This is a genomic window from Rhizobium rhizogenes NBRC 13257, from assembly GCF_000696095.1.
GTDB classification, from domain to species: domain Bacteria; phylum Pseudomonadota; class Alphaproteobacteria; order Rhizobiales; family Rhizobiaceae; genus Rhizobium; species Rhizobium rhizogenes.
In genome coordinates, this window is the sequence record NZ_BAYX01000031.1 from 15455 (window position 1) to 38359 (window position 22905).

Sequence of the window (22905 nt, forward strand, 5' to 3'; positions counted from 1 at the left end):
AAATCTACTTTACGTCAATCACAAATATGATATCACACTTTCTGTTATAAATTGCGACAATTTATATATACAATCTTTAGGAGCAATGGGAGGAATTGATGGCAGCGATGTCAGAATTGGCCGATAAGCTGATCGTGATAACTGGCGCGGGCGGAGGAATAGGACGCGCTACGGCGAGACTGTGTCATGAAGCGGGAGCACGACTGGTACTTTTGGACGTTGCGACGCCGGAAATGGTCGCTTCGCATCTTGGAGCGTTGGCCTCTCATGCCGTTATACATCAGGTGGACAACACCGATCGTTCGGAGGTCGAACGGATCGCGCAGGAGACCGGACCAGTTTACGGCGTAGTGGATACCGCCGCTCTATGTCCTGCGGGGGATTGGCTTGAGCCGGGCTGGGACGATGTGTTGGACCGCACTCTCGCAGTCAATATCAAGGGGCCGATCAATGTCACTCGAGCCTTTTTCCCCGGCATGGTGGAGCGAGAGGAAGGCCGCATCGTGCTTTGCGGTTCCGTCGCAGGTTGGATGGGCGGGATATTGTCCGGGCCGGATTATGCGTTCACCAAGGGCGGCATTCATGCCTTCGTTCGTTGGCTGTCAAGGCGCGGCGCTCCCCACAATGTTCTGGTCAACGGTGTCGCACCGGGTGCGACCGACACAGGTATGATCCAAGGCAAGGGCTACAATCCTGAGAGCTTGCCGTTGCGACGCTTCGCGGAGCCGGAGGAAATTGCTGCGGCAATCATCTTCCTACTAGGCCCAAGCGGAAGCTACATGTCGGGATCGATAATGGATATCAATGGGGGCATTTTCTTCCATTGACTTAGTTGAAGGGTAGCGAACCGGAGACCCTGCAAATAATCCGCGAGGGTCAATGGCGCTCCCAATCCTTGCGCAGCAACGACATCAAGACGAGATCTTGACGCCCTCCAGGCACACGCAACGACGCCCGCATGACGCCCTCCCTGACAAAACCCAGCTTCTCATAAAGGCGGGTGGCGTGCACGTTCGACGGAAGCACATCAAGCCATAACCGGTCGAGACCATGTTCGGAAAAAACCCATCGGCAGATTTTTCGCAAAAATGCCGAGCCGTAGCCGTTTCCCGGTGGCGATACTGCGATCCGGTGCAACTGGGCTGTTCCCATGCCATCATCGTCGCGGCGAATGACGGCAAACCCCACCAATTCGCCGGCGTTGCGGCAGAGAAGATAGGTGCAGGTCGGCGCCTCCATCCGCCTGCGGTGCTCTGTGGCGTCGTAACTTCCGACCAGCGCTTGATAACCAGGACTGCGCTCGATCGACATGATGAAGGGAATGTCGGCGGCACTGGCCGGCTCGACCGTCAGGGACTGTGCAGTGGCGCTCTGGCGCATGTCTTTCTCGATCATGATCAGCCCCGACGGGGCCTGAGCGTGTCGAGTGCCGCTTCGCGCCATCCATCCGCGCGCGTGAGGTAGGCGACCGTTTCATAGCCCGCCGCCGCGATCGCGGCCAGCGACTGGTCCAGCCCGACACCCACCGTCTGCGCCCCGTGGCTATCATCCCCGAAGGTCACGCGAATGCCCATTGCCCTTGCCCGCTCCAGGATCTGCGGCAGTGGATAAACCGGCCCGTATCCGTTGCGGAATGCTGCGCAGTTGACGTCGAGAACACCGCCAGAGGTCCCGATTGCCTCGAGCGTTGTCTCGATCGCGCGCAGCGCGCGCGCAGAGAAACTGAATCCGGCCGGCTCATATTTGCGCACCAGATCGAGATGCGCAACGATATCGGGCCGGAGCGATTCGACCATGTTCGTCACCGCATCGAAATAGGCGACTTGCAAGGCTTCCGGTCCGCCGAGATCTGCGGTCAGCACGGCTGTGTCGGCCGGAGAGAAATCGACCCAGCGGCCACAGATGTCGTGGACGCTGCCAACGATATAGTCGAACGGATAGGCATCCCGCACCGTCATCATGGCCTGAAGCCATCCCTCGGGCGGAAGCGTTTCCGTTTCGAACCCGACGAACAGCTCGATCTCCCCGGCACGGGCATCGCGCAGATCGAGGGCACGCGCCACATAGGCTTCGAAAGCAGCTGCAAGACCGGCTATGCCAAGCTTTTCCTCGCCGGGATAAAGATCCTGCGCGCGGTAGCGGGGGCAATGTTCGCTGAGCCCGTAATGCGTGAAACCGCGTTCGATGGCGGTATCGACAACCTCTTCGAGCGTCGATGTGGCATGCGCGCAGAACTCGCCGCTATGGCCGCCGTGATAGCTGAACCAGACCATGATAGTTTTCCTTAGGGGCCGAAGAAACACGAGCGGTCGCGATCGTGGTGAACGATAGCAGTCACCGGAGCCTCCGGTCATTTGTCATCTGCAAGACACGCGCAAGCGATATGCGTGCATTCAGTCCTTCGCCGGGGAGCGATAGATCGTGCCGTTATAATCCTCGATCCGGCTGATCATCAGATCGTCGAGCTCGACGAACCCGGCACCGATCTCCTCATCCCCCAGTGTGAGGATCGTCAGTCCCAGAAGGGCCGAGCCCGGCTGTTCCGGCATGGAGTGATCATAGGTGAGGAAACTCGACGCCGCGCACCAGATCATCCGCGTTTCCCACATGTCTATCTGGACGGTTCGGTGCATGTGACCGGTGACGACGGCGCAGACGCTATAATCGCAGATCAATCGGCGCAACCTGTTTCTGCCCTCAGTCATCAGCGCCCAGGCGGGCCGGTCTGCCTCTTCCCAGTCATTCAGGAAAAGCGGCATATGAGTGAAGAGAACCGGTTTACGCGATCCCCGCGTCGCGAGGGCGTCTTCGAGCGCCTGCCACTGGGCCTGTTCCTCTGCCAGGCCGGTGCCAATAATCTGGCTGTTCAGACCGATCAGACGCCAACCCGGCAGCCGATCGGAATTCCAGTACGAAGGCCCGTATTGCTCTTCCCACAGGGCCAGCCGTTCGCTGTTGCAGGGCTGATGGCTGGCGCGGGAAATATCGCCGACATCGTGATTGCCCGGAATGACAAGCCAAGGCGGGTTCAATGCTTCCAGGGCAGCCCTTCCAAACAGCAAGTCCTCTGGCTGTTCGGATCCCAGCAGGGTCAGGTCGCCCAGAATGATGGCGAGATCGATATCGGTGCGGGCATTTACATGTGCAACGACCTTCTCCCAGTTGGGTACGAAGACGGGATTGGTCGATCCGATATGGGGATCCGAGAGAATGGCTATTTTCAAGAGAAGTGATCTTTCACAGTCAGATATTCAGAGTGTCCGGATATGGGCTGGACAGGAGATCGAAGCGACCGGCGGGCCCGAACCCGCCGGCCTTTTTCGAGAGCGTTCCAGGATGGAGGCGCCGAATTACTGCGCAGCCATCACGCCCGCGACATGCTCGCGGATCTTCGGCATCGCAGCTTCAGGCGTGATCTTGCCACGCTGCAACTGGTCGAGGATCGGCGCGACGCCCTTCCAGACATCATCCGCGGTATTGTTCGGGTAGGCGAACCACGGCATGGCGGCATTCATGGACTTGAAGACTGTCTGGAAGTTGGGATGTTCGGCATAGAAGCCTTCCAGCGCCTTGGCGGTCTGAACGTTGACCGGCATGTAGCCGCTGGCCTTGGAAACGTCCGCTTGAACCGCGGCGCTGGTCATATATTTGACGAACTCCCAGGCGGCAGCGCGCTTGGCTGCATCCTTTGCAAGCACCATCAGGGCGTTGCCGCCGGCAGGCAAACCACCCTTCTTGGCGTCGATCAGCGGTAAGCGGACGGTGCGCATGGTGAAACGGTCGCCGATGGCGGTCTCGTAGGCGACGAGATCGGAAGGCGACTCGACGACCATGCCGATCTTGCCGGCGAAGAACTGCTGCTGGGCCGGCTTCGGATCGGCGTAAACCGACATGCCCGTCTTGATCGCAATGTCCTGGGTGATGCGGAGCGCTTCCAGCCCGGCCTTGTCGTCATAGCCGATACCACTGTTTTTGGCGTCCAGCATCGGGTCGCCGGCACCCATGACCATCATCTGCCAGTACCAGTCGTCGCTGAGCCCGCCGACCGAGAAGCCGAGGCCTTGGACGCCATTGCCGAGCTTGCTGATCTTAGCAGACAGATCGATCACGCCGTCCCAGGTGGTCGGGAACCGATCGACGTTTCCACCGGCCTTTTCGACCAGTTCCTTGTTGACATAGAGAAGCGGCAGCGATGCGGTGAACGGCATGGCATACTGCTCGCCCCTTACCTTCGCGAGGTCGAGAATGGCCGGTGCATAATTCGCCGTCTGCCAATCATTGCCTTCCTTGGCCAGCATGGGATCGAGCGACTGTGCTTCGCCGCGGTCCTTCATCACGCCGGCGATCGTTGGCAGCGAGGAATAGGAGACGAGATACACGTCCGGCGCCGAACCGGTCATCATGCCGCGAATGACGCTCTGATCACCAGCACTGTAATTGGCCGCCGGGGCCTGGTCATTGATGGTGATTTCCGGATGAGCCTTCTTGAACCCTTCGAGGATGGACTGCATGAAGGGCAACTGGGTATGATAGAAGTTCAGCGTCACTGAATCGGCCGCATAGGCCGGTGCAGTCCCAACCAGGGTCAGGGCCGCAGCCGCGAGGATGGCTTTCATTTTCATTGTGATTCCTTCGGAGTGGATTGGTCTTGACTTGCGCCTCTGCCCGGTGGCCGCCGGGCAGAGGTGTATTATTTGACGCCGGTCATCGTCACCCCCTGAACGAACCTACGCTGGGCAGCGAGGAACAGTAGGATCAGTGGTGCGGTGATCAGGGTTGCGCAGGCCATCAGCGGCCCGAAACTGTCGCCGCCTTCCTGGCCCCGGAAGAACAGTAGGCCCAGTGTCGGCGGCGCCAGATCGATGGATCTGATCACGATCATCGGCCAATAGAGATCGTTCCAATGGAAGGTGATCGAGAAGATCGAGAAGGCGGCAATGGCGGGCGTCATTGCCGGCAGGATGATGCGAATGACGATCTCCACTTCACTCATGCCGTCCAGGCGCGCTGCCAGAAGGATCTCGTCGGGGAAGGAGCGGATGAACTGGTGGAATAGGAAAATCGCAAAGCCTGAGGTCAGGTAGGGCACGATGACGCCGGTATAGGTGTCGAGAAGCCCGAACTTGGCGAGCACGATAAAGATCGGTAGCGCGGTTGCCTGAGCGGGAACGGACAGGCTGATCAGCACGATCGCGAAAATCAGGCGCCGGCCGCGAAAGTCGAATTTGGCCAGCGCATAGGCGCAGGTGACCGTCGTCAGGATCTGGAACAGCAGGATGCCGCCGGTCATGATCACGCCGTTCAGCATGAAGCGCGGCAATGGGCTGTCGAACAGCGCTCGGGCGTAATTGTCGGCGATCGAGGCGAGGATCGGCGGCGCGTCATGCAGGCTGCCGAAAATCTGTCCCGGGGCCTGGGTAGAGGCCCGCCACATCCAGAAGAACGGATAGATCATCAGCACGGCGCCGCCCAGCAGCACGGCATGCGCCAGGATCTGGCGAAGGGAGAAACGGGCCATCAGAAATGCGCCTTTCTATTGCCGAACGCCACCTGGACGAGCGAAAACGCGCCGATTAGCATCAGATAGACGACGGTAAGTGCACTGCCATAACCGGCCTTGAGCCCGGTGAACGTATCGGTATTGATCTTGTGCAGGAGCATTTCCGTCGCACCATAGGGACCGCCATTGGTGAGCACCGCCACCGTATCGAAGACCTGGAATGCCTGGATGCAGCTCAGGACGAAAACGACAATCGTCGTCGGCGCCAGAAGTGGCCAGGTGAGATAGCGCAGCCGATCCCAGAAACCGTCCATTCCATCCAGCGCGGATGCTTCTTTCAGCTCGCCGGAAATCACAGTGAGGCCCGCCAGGAAAAGGATGAGGTTGAAGCCAATGAGATGCCATATGCCGATGATCGCAAGCCCGATCAGTGCCAGCGTTCCGTCGGCGAAGAAATCGAGCGGCGGCAGGCCGAGCGCCGTGAACAGGCTTGCCAAGGGTCCGATATGCCCATTCAGCAAATAGCTCCAGACGATCGACATCGCCGTCAGCGTGGACGTGACCGGCAGAAAATAGACGATCTCGTAGAAGCGCCGCGAACGGCGGCGACCATCGAGCAGCACGGCAAGACAAAGCGCACCGAAGACTGAGACCGGCACGACGATCGCCGTATAGATCGCACTGTTGCGCAGAGCGCTCCAGAAGAACGGATCCGCGAGCATGCGCGTGTAATTGCCCAGCCCCACGAAGTTCAGCGTGATGCGCCCGAGGCGGTAATCGGTCAGGCTAATCAGCAATACGATGAAGACGGGCGCCACCACCGTTGCGACCAGGAGAATGAATGCCGGCGCTGAGAATGCACGGGCAAGCGACGCATGGCTCCATTGGGCGGTCCGCAACGCGCCAGTGTTCGGCTTGGCATCAGACCGTGTGTTCACGACGGTCCTCCTGTGCCAAAGCCGCCTGGATTCCCGTGGCCCTGACACGCCGACCGGCGGCATCGAAAACGAGCGCCGCACCCTCGGCGATCTTCAGCGTGATCCTTTCACCGACATTCCGGCCCTGGTTCAATCGGGCAAAACTCTCCGGCCGCAGCTGCACGCGCACGCTGCCTGCGCCGATCTCCGCACCATTACAGCGGATGCCGACCTCGTTGCCGGTGAACTCGATCTGTTCCACCGGCAGAGAAAAGTCGCCAGCGCCCGCATCGGTCGGGTGCAATCGTTCCGGCCTGACGGCCAGCTGATAGGTCCCGTCGGCGATGCCTTGAAGCATCAGCCCCAGCGGCCGACCATTCACGAACATGGCGCCCCCTCTGATCGTTGCCAGCATCTCGTTGATCGCAGTCGTGCCGACGAACCTTGCCACGGAAAGATAGTCCGGCCGGTCATAGATCTCTTCCGGTGCGGCGCATTGCCTGATCTCTCCGCCCTCCATGACGGCGATCCGGTCCGACATCGCCATGGCCTCGGTCTGGTCGTGGGTGACATAGATGAAGGTAATGCCGGTGCGCCGGTGCAGATCGACGATCTCCTCGCGCAGCTGTTGGCGTAGTTTGGCATCGAGATTGGAGAGCGGCTCATCCATCAGGAAGACGGCAGGATGCCGGACCATGGCCCGGCCAACTGCAACACGCTGCCGCTGACCGCCGGACAGTTGTGCTGGCTTGCGGTCCATGAGCGCCTCAAGACCAAGCTGCTTCGCCACCGTTGCAACCTCTTTGGTGATTTCGCTGCGGACGCCACGCACCTTCGACGAAAGGATGGCGGCGCCCGGCAGGCGCTGCCGGAATGAGAGGCGAGACATTTCCAGCGGCACCGCCATATTGGCCCGGACCGTCATGTGCGGGTAAAGCGCGTAGGACTGGAAGACCATGGCGATATCACGGGCCTTCGGCGGCAACGGTGCAACATCGCGATCACCGATCAGGATGCGGCCGCTGGTTGGGGGCTCGAAGCCAGCAAGCAGACGCAGCAGCGTCGACTTCCCACAGCCGGAAGGCCCAAGAAGCGTTAGAAATTCGCCCTCACGGATGTGAAGGTTAATGCGCTTGAGTACCTGGGTACGGTCGAACCGCTTTTCCAGGTTCATGATATCGATGGAATGACCTGCCATATCCGCTACTGCTCTATCTGCGGCCATCCCGCCCGGAGGTGATCGCCCAATTCCGCTTTGCACGCTGACCGGTGTCAGGCGAAGTCCAGCCGGTCGAGGCATCTCGACACCCTGGCCGGTTCATGTTGTCAACACACCCTCCTCTATGGGTTTTTCTTGACGTTCAGATGACATGCGCACCATAATTGATAATTATTTATCCTTATTTTATATGATGATAGACCACATAAATAACGTATGAGTTACTTAAAAACACCCCTTAAGCTATTGACGCAGGCCGCAAAAACACCCTATCGAATGGTGGCGATAAACAAGCCGAAGCAGGCGCGACCTGGATGATGGCCCAAGCAAAACGCATACGCATTGATGGGAGCGAGAGGCGTCTTGACGGAAGAAAAGAGTGCGCAAGCACGCAAACAGCCTCGGCGCAGACACCCGCGCAGGCCCGATCTTTCACAAACGCGTATCCTTGATGCCGCTGTTGTGGAATTTGCGGCGAACGGGCTGACAGGAACCCGCGTTGAAGCCATCGCCGAGCGGGCCGAGATCAACAAACGGATGATCTACCAGTACTTCGGCAACAAGGAACTGCTCTATCAGGCCGTCATCGAGAAGGTCTATCGCGATGTCTGGGATGCCGAGGCGGCACTCAACCTTGACCAGCTCCCTCCCCGTGAGGCGCTGATCGCATTGGTGACATTCGTCTGGAACTATTATCTCGAACACCCGGAATTCATCACCATTCTGAATTCCGAAAACCAGTTGAAGGCCGTGCACTTTCGAAAGTCCCGCATTCTGAGGGAAGGCGCCGCTAATTCGCGGCCGCTTGTCGATGACATTCTGCGGCGCGGAGAGGCGGACGGCACATTTCGTGCCCGGATTGACCCGGTTCAGTTGGGCCTCACAATTACGTCAGTCTGCTACTACTACTTCACCAACCATGCCACGAGCTCTATCGTCTACGGGCGCCGGTTGATGAACCGTACAGCTTTGGACGAGCGGCTCGCTTTCAACATCGATACGATTTTGGCTATCGTCGCACCGATCTAAGCCCATAAGCAATTGATATTCAGAGCAGACGCTCGTGTTTCGGCTCGTAGCTCTTGAAGGGGTATGAACTCCGGCGTCCTATTTGTCTTGGCCACTTCGAATCAAATCAACTATTTGGCTTTCGAGTCGGAGGACAGCCTATTCCCCAAACGGAAGCTCAATGTCTTCGCGGTTTTTCTTTGCCCCCTCGATCAGGACCATCTTGAACCGCTCGGCATCTTCTGCCGGCAACATTCCCACCCCGGTTCGAACACCTTCCTGCCACGCAGGCCCGCGCTCCCACGCTTCGTTGTAGACAAGCGCCAAGTCGGCAGATCGCCTCGTCTGCTGTAGGGCTTCAAAGAGCAGCGCGGCTTGACGAACATCCTTCTCTCGCTTCGCCGGTCCCTGCCCGTCAGTGTGCCGGCGGCTGGCGACTATAAGCTTGTGGATCGCATACCTGGATGGATCCGGGACGACGACTGGGATACCGCTTCGGTGGAGCAGCATTGTCCTGACAGGTTCCTTGATGAGGAAATCGAGAAAGCGTAGTGGATCCGCGCTGGCGCCGCCGAGGGCGGGCATCTTGGCCGGCTGGTCGATGTAGTCGTCCGAACCACGGTTTGACGTCAGGAATTCAACCTTGTAGCCGTCGGCATTCTGAAACGCCGACGAGGCCGCGGATCCCGATCGATGGAGAACTGGCCGGAAGCTGGCGTCGACGCTTTGCAGCAATTCAACGATCGGCGGCAAGCTGTCTTCAACTTCCCGGCTGATGGCATAGTCCTGGGCGATGTCCGCATCGCCGGTCAGGATTGCAGCCATGGGAAGGCGGACGCCCAGCAGTCCTGAATAGCACTGAAAGGCCACTGTGCCGATGAGAACACCGCGGAGCCGAAAAAGACCGCCGTCGGCAAGAGCCTCGACGATGTCGCCCGACATGGCGTCAGGAGCGATCATCCCGCCTTCGCGGGTCAGGGTGTTGACCATGCGCCTGCGGGCGCGTAGATCGTCCTTGTCCCGCTTATGGTCAGTTACGCGCTGCGCGATATCCGGATCGTCAGCAGGGCCGACGTAACGACGTTTCGTACCACCATGTCCATCCGGGATGTCGAAGTACCAGTACTTGCGCCCCTTGATGTTCGCCGGGGTGAACCGACCCTCCGGAGGGAAATCGGCCGTCCAGGCGGCGTCAAGCGAACGCTGACCTAGCTCGGCGAGCATCGTCTGATACATGAGGTCGATCGACTTCATAGGCGCTACTCCGCGTTATACTGTTTCTCAAAAACAGTATAACGGTCGAGAGGATGGGTAGCAAGATTGGATGCTAGCCCTATCGCCTTGAACGGAATACGAACCGTGGGCAACTTTCCCAGGACGCCTAAGTGCTTGGGCCAGTTAAAACAATAGGAATGGCGGATTGAGCCAAGCGATAGCTGTATCTCTCGCCGCAGAGAACAGGGCGACACAAGCAGTGTTTCAATGTCACGGGACGCTCATGGGTTCGCGCGAGGCCTCTGTGACCTGAAACGCTGCGGTATGGAAGAAACGCCTGCCCCCGGATCAGGCGGAGCCGGAACTGATATCGTCGCGGACCGATCTGAAGTTCAATCCTACTCAGTCGGCATTTACCTCGCTGCTGTAGCATCCTCCTTGGTACGCTGGAAATAGCCATCGACGACAAAGCCGGCGAAGCATGCGGCATAGTCGATATGAGGGGTATGGCGAGCACCGCTGCATGGACGAAAGCCGAGGCTAGCTTGGACGATACAATTAAGACCTTCTCGACGCTATACCGATTGATGACGAGGATAGCACTGAGCCCAGCGCATCAAAGACCCGCATGTCGAAATGGCGTCCTCTGATTTTCGCCGAAGTTTGACCACGTTTTCCATTTGCGGCGGCCGATCCGTAGTTTGCCGGATTGTTCGACAAGCAAGAGACCTAAGCAGCCGACCGCACTAACGTGAATCGGTCCCGAGTGATCGATTCACGAATGTCAGTGGCGGCGAGCTTCCGGTCTTTGCAGTTCGCCGGTATGAGCACGCAGCCGGGGGCCACTACCCGCTACTCCGCTGACGTAGAATTGTCGCAAGAAGCTGTCTTTTGCGCTCGGAAGAACGAGGAACTTCCTCACCCGAAACTACCGAGGAAATTCCATCGACGTACCGGCCGAAATCGGCAGGCAAGTTATACTCCGAGTTGCCCACCATTGCCTCGATGGCTTCACAAAACTTGTCAGCTGCATCGCCGTCGCATGCACGGTGAGACAAAGCCTCACAACGCATTTTGAATTCGGGCGTGAGCAGCCGCAATATCGACGCGGAAATCTGGGACGGGTCCCACAAAGCGGGCGGGAAAAATTCCGCCACACCAAGCTCGGAGAGCCGAAAGGCGTTGTCGGGACGATCAGCATAGTACGGAAGGATCAGTTGCGGAACACCTGCTCGAACGGCCTCGCTCAACGTTCCTATTCCGCCATGATGAATGACGGCGCTGACATAAGGCATCATTTCCGCTATTGGCAAATATCTGAATAGGTGCACGTTTTCATTCAGGTGTGCAGGTAGTAGCTCATCGTGCTGCGCTACCAAAATTGCCGCACGCCCCAATCTCTGGCACGCATCCTGCGCGACCTGGTAGAATTCCGGCTTGACCATCTTGCTGGTGCCGGCGGTTATCAGAACCGGTTTCGTTCCCTTTGCAAGAAGCAAGCGAACGTCCTCGGGTAATGTTTGATTGCGTTCCTCAAATTGAACTGGAAAGTCCAACGTGAGCAGCGAATTCGGCCAATCCGGTTGGCGAGGCGCAAACCACTCCGGCCACATGCCCAGTATCCTTTTGGGTGAACACATCCATCCGGTCCAGCTTTGGATATCGCCGAGGCCAATTTCAGCTCTGGCACCATTAACTTCATGCGCCATTATCCTGCCGAACAACTCCTCATGAAGCGACAGGTGCGAAAGATAATTCGGGGCCAGCATAACCGAAGCGACCGGTAGCTGATGCTTCTCTGCCGCTATCAGGGCAGAAACGCTGGAGCGATGGCGGCCAATCACAACTGTATCTCCGGGGATTGCGTATTCGCGTATCTTCTCGTACTCCGAAATGATATTGGCGCGTCCATGATATTTTTTCGAGAATCGAATTGTATCTTCGATGTGCATTATCGGATCGCTGAGCAATGCCAGGTCGTTGGTCATGCTGGCCCAAGCCTCTGCGGTGTCCAACGACGTAAACTGCAAATCCGCGTTCAACGCCTCATGCTCGTAAACCTGATGGGTAAACAGGCGAACGCGATGACCTCTGCGGCGTAACAATATCCCCATTCGTACGAACGGAATGACATCGCCGCCTGTCCAGTGTGTGACCAATAGAATGTTTGCCATTCGTCCTACCTCACACAGCTTTTGCTTTGAGGAACTCGTCCAGTTCCTCGCTGCTAAGTGTCTCGAGGACGCCAAGGGCCGCCTTGATGTCGTCGTCGCTAGCCTCCATCATCACCCTCTCCTCAACCAGGGATACGATTTCAGCGATGGTCTGCCCGTTTCGCAGAACTTCGATCAAAGAAAGATCGATGTTGAATGTGCGATTCAGACGATGGACCATGGCGTTGATCAGAAGCGAATGACCGCCAAGCTCGATAAAGCTTTCGTGGATCCCGATGCCCTCCAGACGCAGGAGCTCTTCCCAAATTGCTGCGACCTCGCGTTCCAGCGGAGTTGAGGGAGGTACGATATTGCGCGTCGATCCTCTATCGACGTGTCTTTCAGCAAGTGCTTTTCTGTCCACCTTACCATTGAGGGTGAGAGGGAATGAGGCCACCAGCTCATACCGAATTGGGACCATATATTCCGGCAGAGTTTTCGAAAGCCCGCTACGAAGTTCCGTCGCGGATACAGCATCTTGCGAAGACATATAGAACGCCATCAAAAACCGGTCCGTTGACGAATTTTCTTTTAGTACGACGACCGCACGCTGCACATTCGGCAATCCCTCAAGTGCGGCTTCGATTTCGCCTAACTCGATACGGTAGCCTCTTAACTTTACCTGGGAGTCCGATCGGCCGAGGCACTCGATCCTCCCGTCAGGATAAAGTCTCCCGAGATCACCCGTCCGGTAGATCCGGACGGTCGAGCCATCTTCGGTTTTTTGATTGAGGAAGCGCTCTTTCGTCAGTTCGGGCTTGCCGAGATATCCGATCGCCAGCCCAAGTCCTCCGATGTAAATCTCACCAACCTCGCCCGCTTTAACCGGCGCTAAGTGCTCGTCGAGAATTTGAATATCTGTGTTATCGATCGCCCGGCCTATGGACACCACGCCTTCACCGGCAGTGACCCGCGCGACTGTCGACCAAATTGTCGTCTCGGTCGGGCCATACATGTTCCAAACGGAGTCGCATCGGCGCAGGAGACTATTGGCAAGTTCACGTGGCATGGCTTCGCCCCCGCAAAGCGCCTTCAATCCAGGCTTGCCCGTCCAGCCTGCATCGATCATGAGCAACCACGTTGCAGGCGTCGCCTGCATTATGGTGATGTCAAAATCCCTAAGCATTTGGGCGAGGCGTTTTCCATCCATAACGTCGTTCTCGTCAGCGATGACGACGGTCGCTCCGCCATAGAGGGGAAGAAACATCTCCAGGCCGGAGATATCGAAAAAGAGGGTCGTGACCGACAGGAGCCGATCCCATGCGTTTATGCCCGGGACACGGTGCATCGAGTCGATAAAATTGTCCAACGCCCGTCTCGGGATTTCAACTCCCTTCGGATTTCCCGTCGAGCCGGACGTATAGAGCACGTATGCCCGATCAAGGGGCTGCGAGCAGCTCGCAACACCACTGCCGTCCTGCATCAATATGGATGGCATCTGCGATTCTAAAAACAGCGTTGGCGTTTCGCGCTGCATGATCCGTTCACGAAGTGAATTCTCCGACAGCAGCAGATCAAGCCGGGAATCCCTCAACACATAGGCTATACGGTCGCTGGGAAATGTGGGGTCTATCGGCACGTAGGCCGCCCCCGATTTAAGTATTCCCAGAAGACACACTAGTGTGTCAGGTCGTCTCTCCATCAATACGCCGACCAGGCTACCTCGACCAATGTTCATGGTCTTGAGCCATCGGGCTATTTTGTTCGAACGCTCATCAAGCTCAGCATAGGTCAGTACCTGCTGCTTGTAGCAAATTGCGGCTGACGTCGGTGACGTCTGAGCCCAGGTGGAAATCTGGCTGTAGAAATTCTGCCCGTTCGGCAGGCGAACGGGATCGATGGTGCTTTCCATAGGTGGACACCTCCATACTGTGCTTCAGCGATGTGTGTGGAAATCCCAGAGCTAGCGACGCGTTATCTCGATATCGCGCAATCTGTACTGACTTAGATCATTACAATTCCCCATGAGGGTAAGAATATTTCTAAGGTCAGCAGCGACGCCCCTGACAGTTTCTTCTTTGAAGAGGTCCGCATTATATTCGAACCTCGCGCGTGACCCGCTATTTTTGTCGTGAAATACGAACAACGAAAGGTCAAATTGTGAGGAGCGCCTTTCTATATTGAAAGGCGTCACCGTGAGACCGCGCAGCATTTGCGGGTCGTTCTGAGGAAACTGCTGTTGGAAGACGAACATCATCTGGAAGAGCGGCGAATATGCGGGATTCCGATTGGTCGTCAGCGTTAAAAACAGGTCCTGAGAAGGGACTTCCGAATGACGATAGGCAGCCAACGCCACGGATTTTACTTTGTTTGCCACGTCGAGAAGGCTGTCCTCCGCGTCCAGAGCAACCCGGTAGAGCAGCATGTTCGAGAAATCGGCGACCATGTCTGCCAGCTCCTCGGCATTCCTCTGTGACATGGGCGATCCGACGACCAGGTCATATTCACCCGTGTATCGGTGCGCCAGAACGTAGAACGCCGACAGGTACACCATGAAAAGGGATGCACCTATCTCCTTGCCCAACGCCTCCAATCGATTTTCAACCGAGTTCGGAATATCAAGGTAGATCTCCGATCCGGTATAGGTCTGGATTGCCGGTCTGGGGAAATCAGCCGGTAGCGTTAACTTTGGATTGTAGTTCAGCAGCTGGCTGCGCCAGTAGGCAATCCTGCTGTCTCTGATCGGCGCGTAAGAGGCCCGCTGGAGTTCTGCGTAATCGCCGCACTGTGCCACATGGTCGGGTAAATCCGGTCGGTGACCGAGTGCGAAGGACGAATAGAATTCGCAAAGTTCCCTAACAAACACACTCAAGCCGATCGCATCGACCAAAATGTGATGCAAACACCACCACAGCACGTGCTTGTCGTCATCGAGCCGAACGACAAGGAAGCGCAGCGGAGGGCTAACGGCGAATTCAAATATCTCGAACGATCGTTCGTGAAGGATAGCGGCGACCCTCTCGGTACGATCATCCTCGTGCGCCCCCTCGATGGTGACGATCGGCAAGTCGAACGAAGACGGAGGCAGGACACATTGCATCGGTGTGCCATCCACGTCATCGAAGATCGTCCGGAGGTTTTCATGGCGGTCGATGATCGCCTCGATGGCCCGCTCCAGTGCTCTGACGTCGAGCGGCCCCTCGATCATGTAGGCAGACGATATGTTTAGCGCCGCGCAGTCAGGCTGGAGCTTCTTAAGGAACCAAAATTCCTCCTGGTTGAGCGTAAGCGGAAACCAGTTTTTGCCTTGTTGACGCGGCCGGCTCCGCGTCAACGGTTTATCACTGAGATTGCTTCTCCTGGTTCTGGCCAGCAGAAGCAGGAGCATTGCAGCTTTGTCCGACGTGTGTCCCTGAAGGGGCCTCTTATAAGAGTAGACGTCGGCGCTTGTATCGACATTCTCTTCTAGCACGGGATTCTCCTACCAGCGTGATCGAGAAATACGTGGCGCTATGCCAATACGCGTTGCGGGGTCCTCACCCGTTGTGTTCGCCAGTAGTATTCGAAGAAGTCGTTTTCCTCCTGGCGCAACTGAGACAGATCCCATCGGCCGTACTTCCGGGAAAAGAATTCGATTGCGGCGATCTTGAAGTCGTTCATGGGAAGCTTGTTTACGAAGTAGGCGATCTCCTCCTCCGCAGCACCCCGCGTATATCTGTTGTAGATGTAGAGCAACTGCAGAGAATTCCGCAGCAATTCGTCTTCGATCGACAGTACGTCGGTGATGGCCATCCTTTCGCCATGAATTCTGATCCGCTCCTCAATCGAAAACCAATCGTGAAGGGCGCGATCGAAGTCGGCCAACGGCGTATTGAACTTTGGGTGCCCTATGCCGAATTCATAGAGCGTCTTGTTGCCGAAATTATCCAGGATCTGGTCGATCGTCTTGTAGTGACGTTTGTAGACGTGAATTGTCCCGACAAACCACGACAGCGTGCCCGCCTGGGTTCCGGTCCAAACGGCCATCATTTCCTGAAGGATCGACCATTCGAAACTGTTGATCCCGCCGAAGCCCCAGACAGCATCGTTGGCGCGAACGGTGACATTCAGGTGGAGACGACCGTCACGAATTAAGAAGTGCAGCCAATTGTTGCACGGCACGTCCTTGGTTTCGACATAGTCGCTCTTGGGATCGAAGATTGTCATAACCGCGCGCTTTGTATTCGGGTCAGCACGCAACAGCGAAGCAACTTGCTGGAACTGATCAACGCCATACCAATTGCGCAGACGTGGGCCGTACGCCGCTCTCCAGGTTTTCCCATCGTCCGAAAAATCACTGGCGCGGGGAAGATAGTGGGTCAGGTAGCCGAGGTCATTTCTCCCACCCAAAACCCAGAACGTTTCGGCGATCAAGGCGAAGATGTTATTGTTTCGGTGAGGCGTGACAATAACTCGCTCAAGTGGACTTTTGATCCGCAACAGCTGCGAAAGGACCTCGACCTGTTCATTTCCCCGGGTGACTACGGGAGAGCCGTTGTCACGGATGTTCCTCAATACGTTGATGAGGGAATAGGTTACATTCTTTTCCATGAGCCTTCCTCCATAATGTAGTCGAGATTTGAGAGAGCAACGTCGATATCCGAGTAGTCGAAAACAAATATCCCATCGGATCCCCTAACCATGGCCGATAGCTGAGTGCCTTCGGTCGTTCGGAAGAGCGCGATGACCGGGATCTTGCGCTCAACGGCCGCAGCGATTTCATAGCCGACGCCCAGGCTGGGCACGGTAACCTCCGCCACGACGAGCTGAGAGCTTCTCAGCCACTGCAGGTCTCTCTGACAAATATACCGGTCCGGAAGTTGTTTTTGGCCTTCTACCGATAGGCTGTAATCGCCGACATGCTCCGTAAGAACATCACCGTAGCGCTTGAGACGACCAATTATTCGGGAGTACAGTTCGACATCTTTTCTTCCACCCCGTATCGATCCTGCGAAGTATATGTTGGTTCGTTCTTCCATATTCCGTCCTCCAAGAAATACATTTGTTCTGTTCCATTGCCGAAAGACGATTTGAAATTGGCAATAGGTAAGCGTCATCGTCCGCGTTTCTTCGCGGCGAGGATTTCGTAGGTGCGTTGCTTTAATTGAAATCGATGCGTTAGAGGTGAGAGCGTCCGTTAACGCCTTGCATTCCGAGGTACACTACTCCAATGGTTGTATGTAATTTGCATATACACTTATAAATTACAACCATGGATTCGTAGGGGTGACGGCCTTGCCAAACGCCAGAACCTGGAAGGCCGTCATGCATGCTTGCTTGCCAGGTCGCCGTCAGTACTGGTGGCGACGACTAAGAGTTCCAACGACCGATCAACCGTTGGCATGCAATGCGGGTCACTGCCGAGACAGGGTATTTTGAAGCCGCACGAAGAGAACAAGACTGAGGATCACGGCGACTAGATTGTAAATCGTTGCGACCGCGAAGGCGTATCCGTAGTGTTCTGCCGAAGTCAAGGGCGAACCAGGTTGAAGGCCAACACTGTCGAGGACACTGAACAAGATGATCCCGACGATCGTTATTCCAAAGGCCGCTCCGGCCGTTTGCATCGTGCTGCACGCTCCTGATGCCATACCCGCCTCACTATTTGATACGGTCGAAAGGATCAGATTGAGAAAAAGCGGGATTACAATACCTTGACCCAGTCCGTTGAGGATAAGCGAAAGGCTCAACATGAAATTGTCGCTTCCGGTGTCGAAGCCGACCGCAACCGAGACAATCAACCCGATCGCATAGATGAGCATGCCGAGAAACACCGCCCAATGACCCGTCTTTTTCGCCACTGCTTCCGACAAGAGCGAACCGACAAAAAAGGCGACCGTCGACGGTACGAAAATAGTGCCGGCCTCAAGTGCGGTTCGTCCAAGACCAACCTGGAGAAACACCGTCAAGGAAAGCGAGAAGGAGCTAATCGTAGAGAAAAAGAGAAACGCGGTGATAATTCCCAACGTAAATCCGTTCCGTTTGAACAGGGAAATATCAATGACCGGAACACCACCTCTCCTGGCCAGCCGGATCTCATACCAGGCAAAATAGCCGAACAAAGGAAGCGACACCAACGGTCCGACAATCGCCCACCAGGGCCAATGATGTTCACGCCCTACCATCAATGGGAATAGGACCAGGGTCAGGGCCGAAGCGCCCAGGACCGCACCTCTGATGTCTAGTTTCGTTGGCAGGGCTTCTTTCGTCTCGACGATCATCCAGCGACCTGCAACCAACGCATAGAGCGCCACTGGGAGATTGACAAGAAAAACAAGGCGCCAGCCTAGGTCGCCGACATTGATCGCAATCAAATAGCCCCCGATAACTTGAGAAGCCGCGCCTGCAACACCTTGTACCGCTCCCATTATCGCGAACGCTCGGCGACGAGCGTCGCCATCGAAAAGGAGCCTTACCGATGCATAGATCTGGGGCATCATGAGCGCCGCTCCGATGCCTTGGATCGCGCGTGAACCGATGAGCAGGGATGGCGATGGCGCAAGGGCACAAAGTAGGGAAGCAAGCGCGAAGGTCGCCATGCCAATAAGAAACAAGCGGCGACGACCGAAGAGGTCGCCTAGGCGTGCTCCGTTGAGAAGCATGGCGCCAAATGGTACGTCATACGCCACCATTATAAGCTGTAACTCGGCGTTCGAAGCGTGAAGTTCCCGCTGAATGTCTGGAAGCGCCACGTTGACGATGAAGAGGTCCAGAATGGTCAGAAAACATCCGGTCAGAAGCACTGAGAGGGACGACCACGACCCTCCTCTTCCGGTTTCTATCGTTGCCACACTCATTTGAGTTTCCAATATTGCTGTTGCGTTCCAGCAAGACCATCAGTTGGTCACCGCGCTGTGAGGGCATGATATTTTTTCTTGAATATTGATCAATTAGGGAGCATTTCTTTTCACATTGGACAAAATTTCCTCAATGTAGGTGAGTATGAAAAGTCTCACGAGCATCGCCGCTTTTGTTTATGCTGCCGAACAGCAAAATTACGTGGCTGTCGCCCGCATCCTCGGCATTTCGCCGTCCGCGATCGCAAAGGCGATTGTGCGCCTCGAAAGTCATCTCGGCGTACGGCTATTCAATCGCACGACGCGCAGCGTCAGTTTGACGGAAGAAGGGGCACTCTTCTACGAGCGTTGCAAGCACATCATCAACGACTTAAACGACGCCGAGGCAACAATTATCCAAAGCCGGGAGCGTCCGAGAGGACGCCTGCGTGTAAGTGTTCCGCACATCGTGGGTCACCATCTCCTGATGCCCATACTCCCTGTCTTCGCTGAGAAATTTCCAGAAATCGAACTGGATATCGATTTCGAGGACCACGTTGTTGATCTGGTCACAGAAGGAATCGATGTTGTTGTCCGCAGTGGCGACCTGACGGATTCTGGGCTCATTGCACGACCTCTAGGCGGACAGCACTTTGTGATTTGCGCAAGCCCACGATACCTTAGCCGCCACGGACGACCCGAAACGCCGAGTGACCTGGCTCGCCATGCTTGCATCCACTTCAAATACCCATCCAGTGGGAGGATCGCGCAGTGGGCGTTCGCGCACGCTCGTGACCGTTCCATGCTGCCGCGAAGCCTTACGATCAACAATTCGGACGCCGCACTGCGCGCAGCTCTTGATGACATGGGTTTGGTTCACCTGCCTGTATATGTGGCAAGACCCCGGATAGAGGATGGCAGCCTCGTTCCCGTGCTCACTTCGTACATGGCACAGTTCGGCTCCCTTTCCCTCCTTTGGCCCTCCAATCGACAGCTTCTTCCGAAGGTCCGTGCATTTGTGGACACGGTTATTGAAGGTCTTGGCGCACGCCCTGAGGTCTTTCAGCCGTTCACAACGAAAGCGAGTTAGGCCGCGAACGCCGATCAAGGCATTCCCCGGTGGCGGGTTGCGGAGCTTTATCCGCTAGATCGATTTGGGTCGGCGGCATAGACAGCTTAGAAGATTCACCAGGCTACACCGTGGCGTGTTGCTTGGAAGCAAACTGGCGTCGGATAATGACGTTTCACAGCTAACCGAACCTTAAACCAGCTTCGCTGTATTGTCCGAAATCCGCGAAAGCATGGGCACGGAGGCAATCAGATCGCGCGTATAGGGATGTTGCGGCTGATCGAAAAGTTGTTCCACCGGCCCGGTTTCGACAACCACGCCGTCCTTCATGACGGCGATGCGATGGCTCATATGTTGAACCACGCCGAGATCGTGCGAAATGAAGACCATCGACAATCCCAGCCGTCCCTGAAGATCGACCAGCAGATCCAGCACCTGCGCCTGCGTCGTGACATCCAGCGCGGACACCGGCTCGTCGCAGATCAACAGTTTCGGTTCAGCGGCAAGCGCCTGGGCGATGGACACACGCTGCCTCTGGCCGCCGGACAAGGTGTTCGGCCGGCGCGAAAGAAGCTCCGGCGACAGGCCGACCAATTCGATCAGCTCGGCTATTCTCCGCCGGCGCGCCGCCTGGTCGAGCTTCCCGCGCAGCCGCAGCGGCTGGTCGATGATGCGCTCCACGGTGAAGCGGGGATCGAACGAGCCGAGAGGATCCTGGCTGATGGTCTGGATGCGGTTGCGCAGGGGCCGCCGCTCGGCTTCGGCAAGCGTGCTCCATGGTTTGCCTTCGAAGAGCACGTCGCCGTTGGCCGCATGTCGCAGCCCCAACGCGACTTTGCCGAGCGTCGTCTTGCCGGAGCCGGACTCACCGACGATGCCGAGTGTTTCACCCCAGCCAACCTTGAGCGAAACCTGCTTGACCGCTTCAAGCCGGCTGCCGTCGGGCCGCCTGAAACTCACCGAGACATCGCGGATCTCCAGGAGCGGCGCCTCAGCCTCCATAACCTTCCGTGGGATCGGTGCACCATCGGTTGCGCTCAGCCAGTGGCCACGGGTCGCGGCCGTTGGCACGGCGGCCAGCAGACGACGCGTATAGTCGTGTAGCGGCCTGGATAGCACCTCGCGCACCGGACCGGCCTCGACCAATTGACCATTCTGCATCACGACCACGCGGTTTGCGAGTTGTGCTGCGACCGCGAGATCATGTGTAATGATGAGAACCGCATGACCGGCCCGCGCCAGCTCCTTGAAAACCGCAAGGACCTGCCGCTGCACCGTCACATCGAGCGCCGTGGTCGGCTCGTCGGCGATCAGCAGACGCGGCTGGGCGGCCAGCGCCGAAGCGATCAGCGCTCTTTGCCGCAACCCACCGGACAGCTCGTGCGGATACTGGGCGGCGCGAATTTTGGGATCGGGGATGCCGGCGCGGCCGAGCAGTTCCTCGACGCGCTCCGCCACTTGCGACCGGGGCAGCAAACGGTGCGCCAGGATCGGTTCGGCAACCTCGCGACCGACCGTACGCAAGGGATCAAGGGAGAGCAAGGCATCCTGCAGGACGAAGCCCACCTCTCGCCCGCGAAGCTGGCGCCAGGACCGCTCGGAAAGACCCTGAAGATCCAGCACCTGTCCATCATGGCCGACCAGCGTCATCGCTTCCGCCCGGACATCTGCCCTAGATCCGGCAAGACCGACGAGCGCACGCGCCGTCACCGATTTCCCCGAGCCGGACTCGCCGACGAGTGCGAGGATCTCTCCGGCCGCGATCTGAAAGGAAACGTCCCTCACCGCCTGAACCCGGCCACTCGGCGTCGGAAAGGTTACGCTGAGCCCTTTGACTTCCAACAGCGCGGGACTTGAGGGAACGGCCGCGAAATGGCTCCGCAGAATGGTATTATCCAGGCTCAACGGGCTTCCCCCTTGGACAAAAGGTTCTGCAACCGGCGGCCGAGAAGGGTGATCGAGATCACGGAGATGGCTACCACCGTCGCCGGCAGCAGGCTGGTCCAGGGAGCGATGTCGAGGAAGTTGCGGCCGTTTGCCAGCAGCGCGCCCCATTCCGGTGCTGGCGGTACGACACCGAGGCCGAGAAAGCTCAAAGCCGATGCGGAGAGGACGGAGTTCCCGACCCCGATCGTCGCCAGGATCAGCAGCGGACGGATGGTATTCGGGACGATATGCCGGCTGACGATCGTCCAGGGATGTTCGCCGAGCGTAACGGCATGCTCGACATAGCCCGAAAGCTTCACTTGCATCACCTGCGAGCGGACCAGTCGCGCATAGGAGGCGACACTGGAAAAACCGACGGCAAGCAGCGTGTTCAAAGGCCCGCGCCCAAGCACGGCGATCACCAGCAGCGCCAATAGTATTTCGGGAAAGGCGAGCAGAATATCGATCAGGCGCACCAGAATGCGGCTGACGGCCCTCGGCGCAAGTGCTGCTGCCGTGCCAAGCAGAATGCCGCCGAAGGTGGCGATCAAGGTGGCGCCGATGCCGATCGCCAGGGACAGCGATGTTCCGTGCACGACGCGGGAGAAGAGGTCGCGCCCGAGCTCGTCGGTTCCAAACCAATGCCGCAAATCCGGCGGCATCAGTATCGCATCCGTATCCACCGCTTCCGGATCGAAAGCGGTGAACCATTGCGGCTCCCAGATGGCAACGGCAAGAACCACCACGATGGCAAACGGAACAAGCAGGCCGGGAGCCAGCCAGGGATTGGCGCCGGCGCTGCCATCTTGACGCCGGCGTAGCGCCGCATCGAATAGTTCAGCACTGCTCATTGTGCCACTCTCCGTAAGCGAGGATCGATCAGCAGGTAAAGAGCATCAACCAGCAGGTTGATGATGACGAAGACGCAGGCCGACAGCATCACCAGCCCCAGCACCAGCGGCATGTCACGGGTCTTGATTGCCTGCAGCGTGATCTGGCCGATGCCGGATCGGCCGAAGACCGTTTCGGTCAGGATGGAACCGCCGAGCGTGCTGGCAAAAAGGGTACCGGTCAGGGTGGAAG

Annotated in this window: 20 protein-coding genes; 3 read left to right on the forward strand and 17 right to left on the reverse strand. The window is 57.3% G+C overall.

The window, feature by feature from the left end; all coding sequences use genetic code 11:
• Positions 1–98 precede the first annotated feature (98 nt).
• Positions 99–827, forward strand: coding sequence for an SDR family NAD(P)-dependent oxidoreductase (locus tag RRH01S_RS32645; RefSeq protein ID WP_052365438.1), 729 nt, complete (start codon positions 99–101; stop codon positions 825–827).
• Positions 828–876: 49 nt separating this feature from the next.
• Here RRH01S_RS32645 and RRH01S_RS32650 read toward each other — a convergent pair whose 3' ends face one another.
• The 7 genes from RRH01S_RS32650 to RRH01S_RS32680 form a co-directional block, all read right to left on the reverse strand.
• Entirely contained in the window at positions 877–1395 is a 519-nt protein-coding gene (locus RRH01S_RS32650) for a GNAT family N-acetyltransferase (RefSeq protein ID WP_042477624.1), read from the reverse strand.
• Between the two features lie 2 nt (positions 1396–1397).
• Positions 1398–2273 carry a histidinol-phosphatase gene (locus RRH01S_RS32655; protein WP_042477638.1) on the reverse strand — a complete coding sequence of 292 codons (876 nt, stop codon included), beginning with the start codon at positions 2271–2273 and terminating at the stop codon, positions 1398–1400.
• Between the two features lie 120 nt (positions 2274–2393).
• Positions 2394–3224, reverse strand: coding sequence for a metallophosphoesterase family protein (locus tag RRH01S_RS32660; protein ID WP_042477643.1), 831 nt, complete (start codon positions 3222–3224; stop codon positions 2394–2396).
• A 126-nt stretch (positions 3225–3350) separates the two neighbouring features.
• Complete coding sequence (locus tag RRH01S_RS32665) at positions 3351–4622, reverse strand: ABC transporter substrate-binding protein (protein ID WP_234711810.1); 1272 nt, start codon at positions 4620–4622, stop codon at positions 3351–3353.
• A 68-nt stretch (positions 4623–4690) separates the two neighbouring features.
• Positions 4691–5518 carry a carbohydrate ABC transporter permease gene (locus tag RRH01S_RS32670; RefSeq protein WP_042477649.1) on the reverse strand — a complete coding sequence of 276 codons (828 nt, stop codon included), beginning with the start codon at positions 5516–5518 and terminating at the stop codon, positions 4691–4693.
• Positions 5518–6438 (reverse strand): carbohydrate ABC transporter permease, encoded by a 921-nt coding sequence (locus tag RRH01S_RS32675; protein WP_080705532.1) that lies wholly within the window; start codon positions 6436–6438, stop codon positions 5518–5520. Before RRH01S_RS32675 ends, RRH01S_RS32670 begins: the two co-directional genes overlap by 1 nt.
• Entirely contained in the window at positions 6422–7615 is a 1194-nt protein-coding gene (locus tag RRH01S_RS32680) for an ABC transporter ATP-binding protein (protein WP_042477653.1), read from the reverse strand. The genes RRH01S_RS32675 and RRH01S_RS32680 overlap by 17 nt, the downstream gene beginning before the upstream one ends.
• A gap of 366 nt (positions 7616–7981) precedes the next feature.
• Between RRH01S_RS32680 and RRH01S_RS32685 the strand changes: the two genes are divergently transcribed.
• A complete protein-coding gene (locus RRH01S_RS32685; RefSeq protein WP_042477656.1) occupies positions 7982–8665 on the forward strand; it encodes a TetR/AcrR family transcriptional regulator in 684 nt (227 codons plus the stop codon).
• A 138-nt stretch (positions 8666–8803) separates the two neighbouring features.
• Here RRH01S_RS32685 and RRH01S_RS32690 read toward each other — a convergent pair whose 3' ends face one another.
• The 7 genes from RRH01S_RS32690 to RRH01S_RS32720 all read right to left on the reverse strand — a co-directional run bounded on the left by RRH01S_RS32690 (position 8804) and on the right by RRH01S_RS32720 (position 18848).
• Positions 8804–9898, reverse strand: coding sequence for a nucleotidyltransferase family protein (locus tag RRH01S_RS32690; RefSeq protein ID WP_042477658.1), 1095 nt, complete (start codon positions 9896–9898; stop codon positions 8804–8806).
• An 806-nt stretch (positions 9899–10704) separates the two neighbouring features.
• Entirely contained in the window at positions 10705–12033 is a 1329-nt protein-coding gene (locus tag RRH01S_RS32695) for a glycosyltransferase (protein ID WP_052365440.1), read from the reverse strand.
• A gap of 10 nt (positions 12034–12043) precedes the next feature.
• The gene (locus tag RRH01S_RS32700; protein ID WP_052365441.1) at positions 12044–13924 is read right to left on the reverse strand and encodes a non-ribosomal peptide synthetase; all 1881 of its coding nucleotides are present in this window, start codon (positions 13922–13924) and stop codon (positions 12044–12046) included.
• A 51-nt stretch (positions 13925–13975) separates the two neighbouring features.
• Positions 13976–15484 (reverse strand): condensation domain-containing protein, encoded by a 1509-nt coding sequence (locus RRH01S_RS32705; protein WP_042477661.1) that lies wholly within the window; start codon positions 15482–15484, stop codon positions 13976–13978.
• A gap of 38 nt (positions 15485–15522) precedes the next feature.
• Positions 15523–16602, reverse strand: coding sequence for a thymidylate synthase (locus RRH01S_RS33325; protein WP_052365443.1), 1080 nt, complete (start codon positions 16600–16602; stop codon positions 15523–15525).
• Positions 16587–17030: a nucleoside 2-deoxyribosyltransferase gene (locus RRH01S_RS32715; protein ID WP_042477664.1), complete on the reverse strand. Its 444-nt coding sequence runs from the start codon at positions 17028–17030 to the stop codon at positions 16587–16589. The genes RRH01S_RS33325 and RRH01S_RS32715 overlap by 16 nt, the downstream gene beginning before the upstream one ends.
• 375 nt (positions 17031–17405) lie before the next feature.
• Positions 17406–18848, reverse strand: a complete 1443-nt coding sequence (locus RRH01S_RS32720) for an MFS transporter (RefSeq protein WP_042477667.1) — start codon at positions 18846–18848, stop codon at positions 17406–17408.
• Between the two features lie 145 nt (positions 18849–18993).
• Here RRH01S_RS32720 and RRH01S_RS32725 point away from each other — a divergent pair, with 145 nt between their 5' ends.
• Positions 18994–19917 carry a LysR family transcriptional regulator gene (locus tag RRH01S_RS32725; protein ID WP_042477671.1) on the forward strand — a complete coding sequence of 308 codons (924 nt, stop codon included), beginning with the start codon at positions 18994–18996 and terminating at the stop codon, positions 19915–19917.
• 171 nt (positions 19918–20088) lie between these two features.
• On the opposite strand, the gene RRH01S_RS32730 is transcribed toward RRH01S_RS32725, so the two are convergent.
• The 3 genes from RRH01S_RS32730 to RRH01S_RS32740 form a co-directional block, all read right to left on the reverse strand.
• Entirely contained in the window at positions 20089–21801 is a 1713-nt protein-coding gene (locus RRH01S_RS32730) for a dipeptide ABC transporter ATP-binding protein (RefSeq protein ID WP_042477675.1), read from the reverse strand.
• Positions 21798–22673: an ABC transporter permease gene (locus RRH01S_RS32735; RefSeq protein WP_042477678.1), complete on the reverse strand. Its 876-nt coding sequence runs from the start codon at positions 22671–22673 to the stop codon at positions 21798–21800. The genes RRH01S_RS32730 and RRH01S_RS32735 overlap by 4 nt, the downstream gene beginning before the upstream one ends.
• Positions 22670–22905, reverse strand: a 236-nt coding sequence (locus tag RRH01S_RS32740; protein WP_042477680.1) for an ABC transporter permease subunit, incomplete at its 5' end; no start/stop codon positions are given. The genes RRH01S_RS32740 and RRH01S_RS32735, both read right to left, overlap by 4 nt.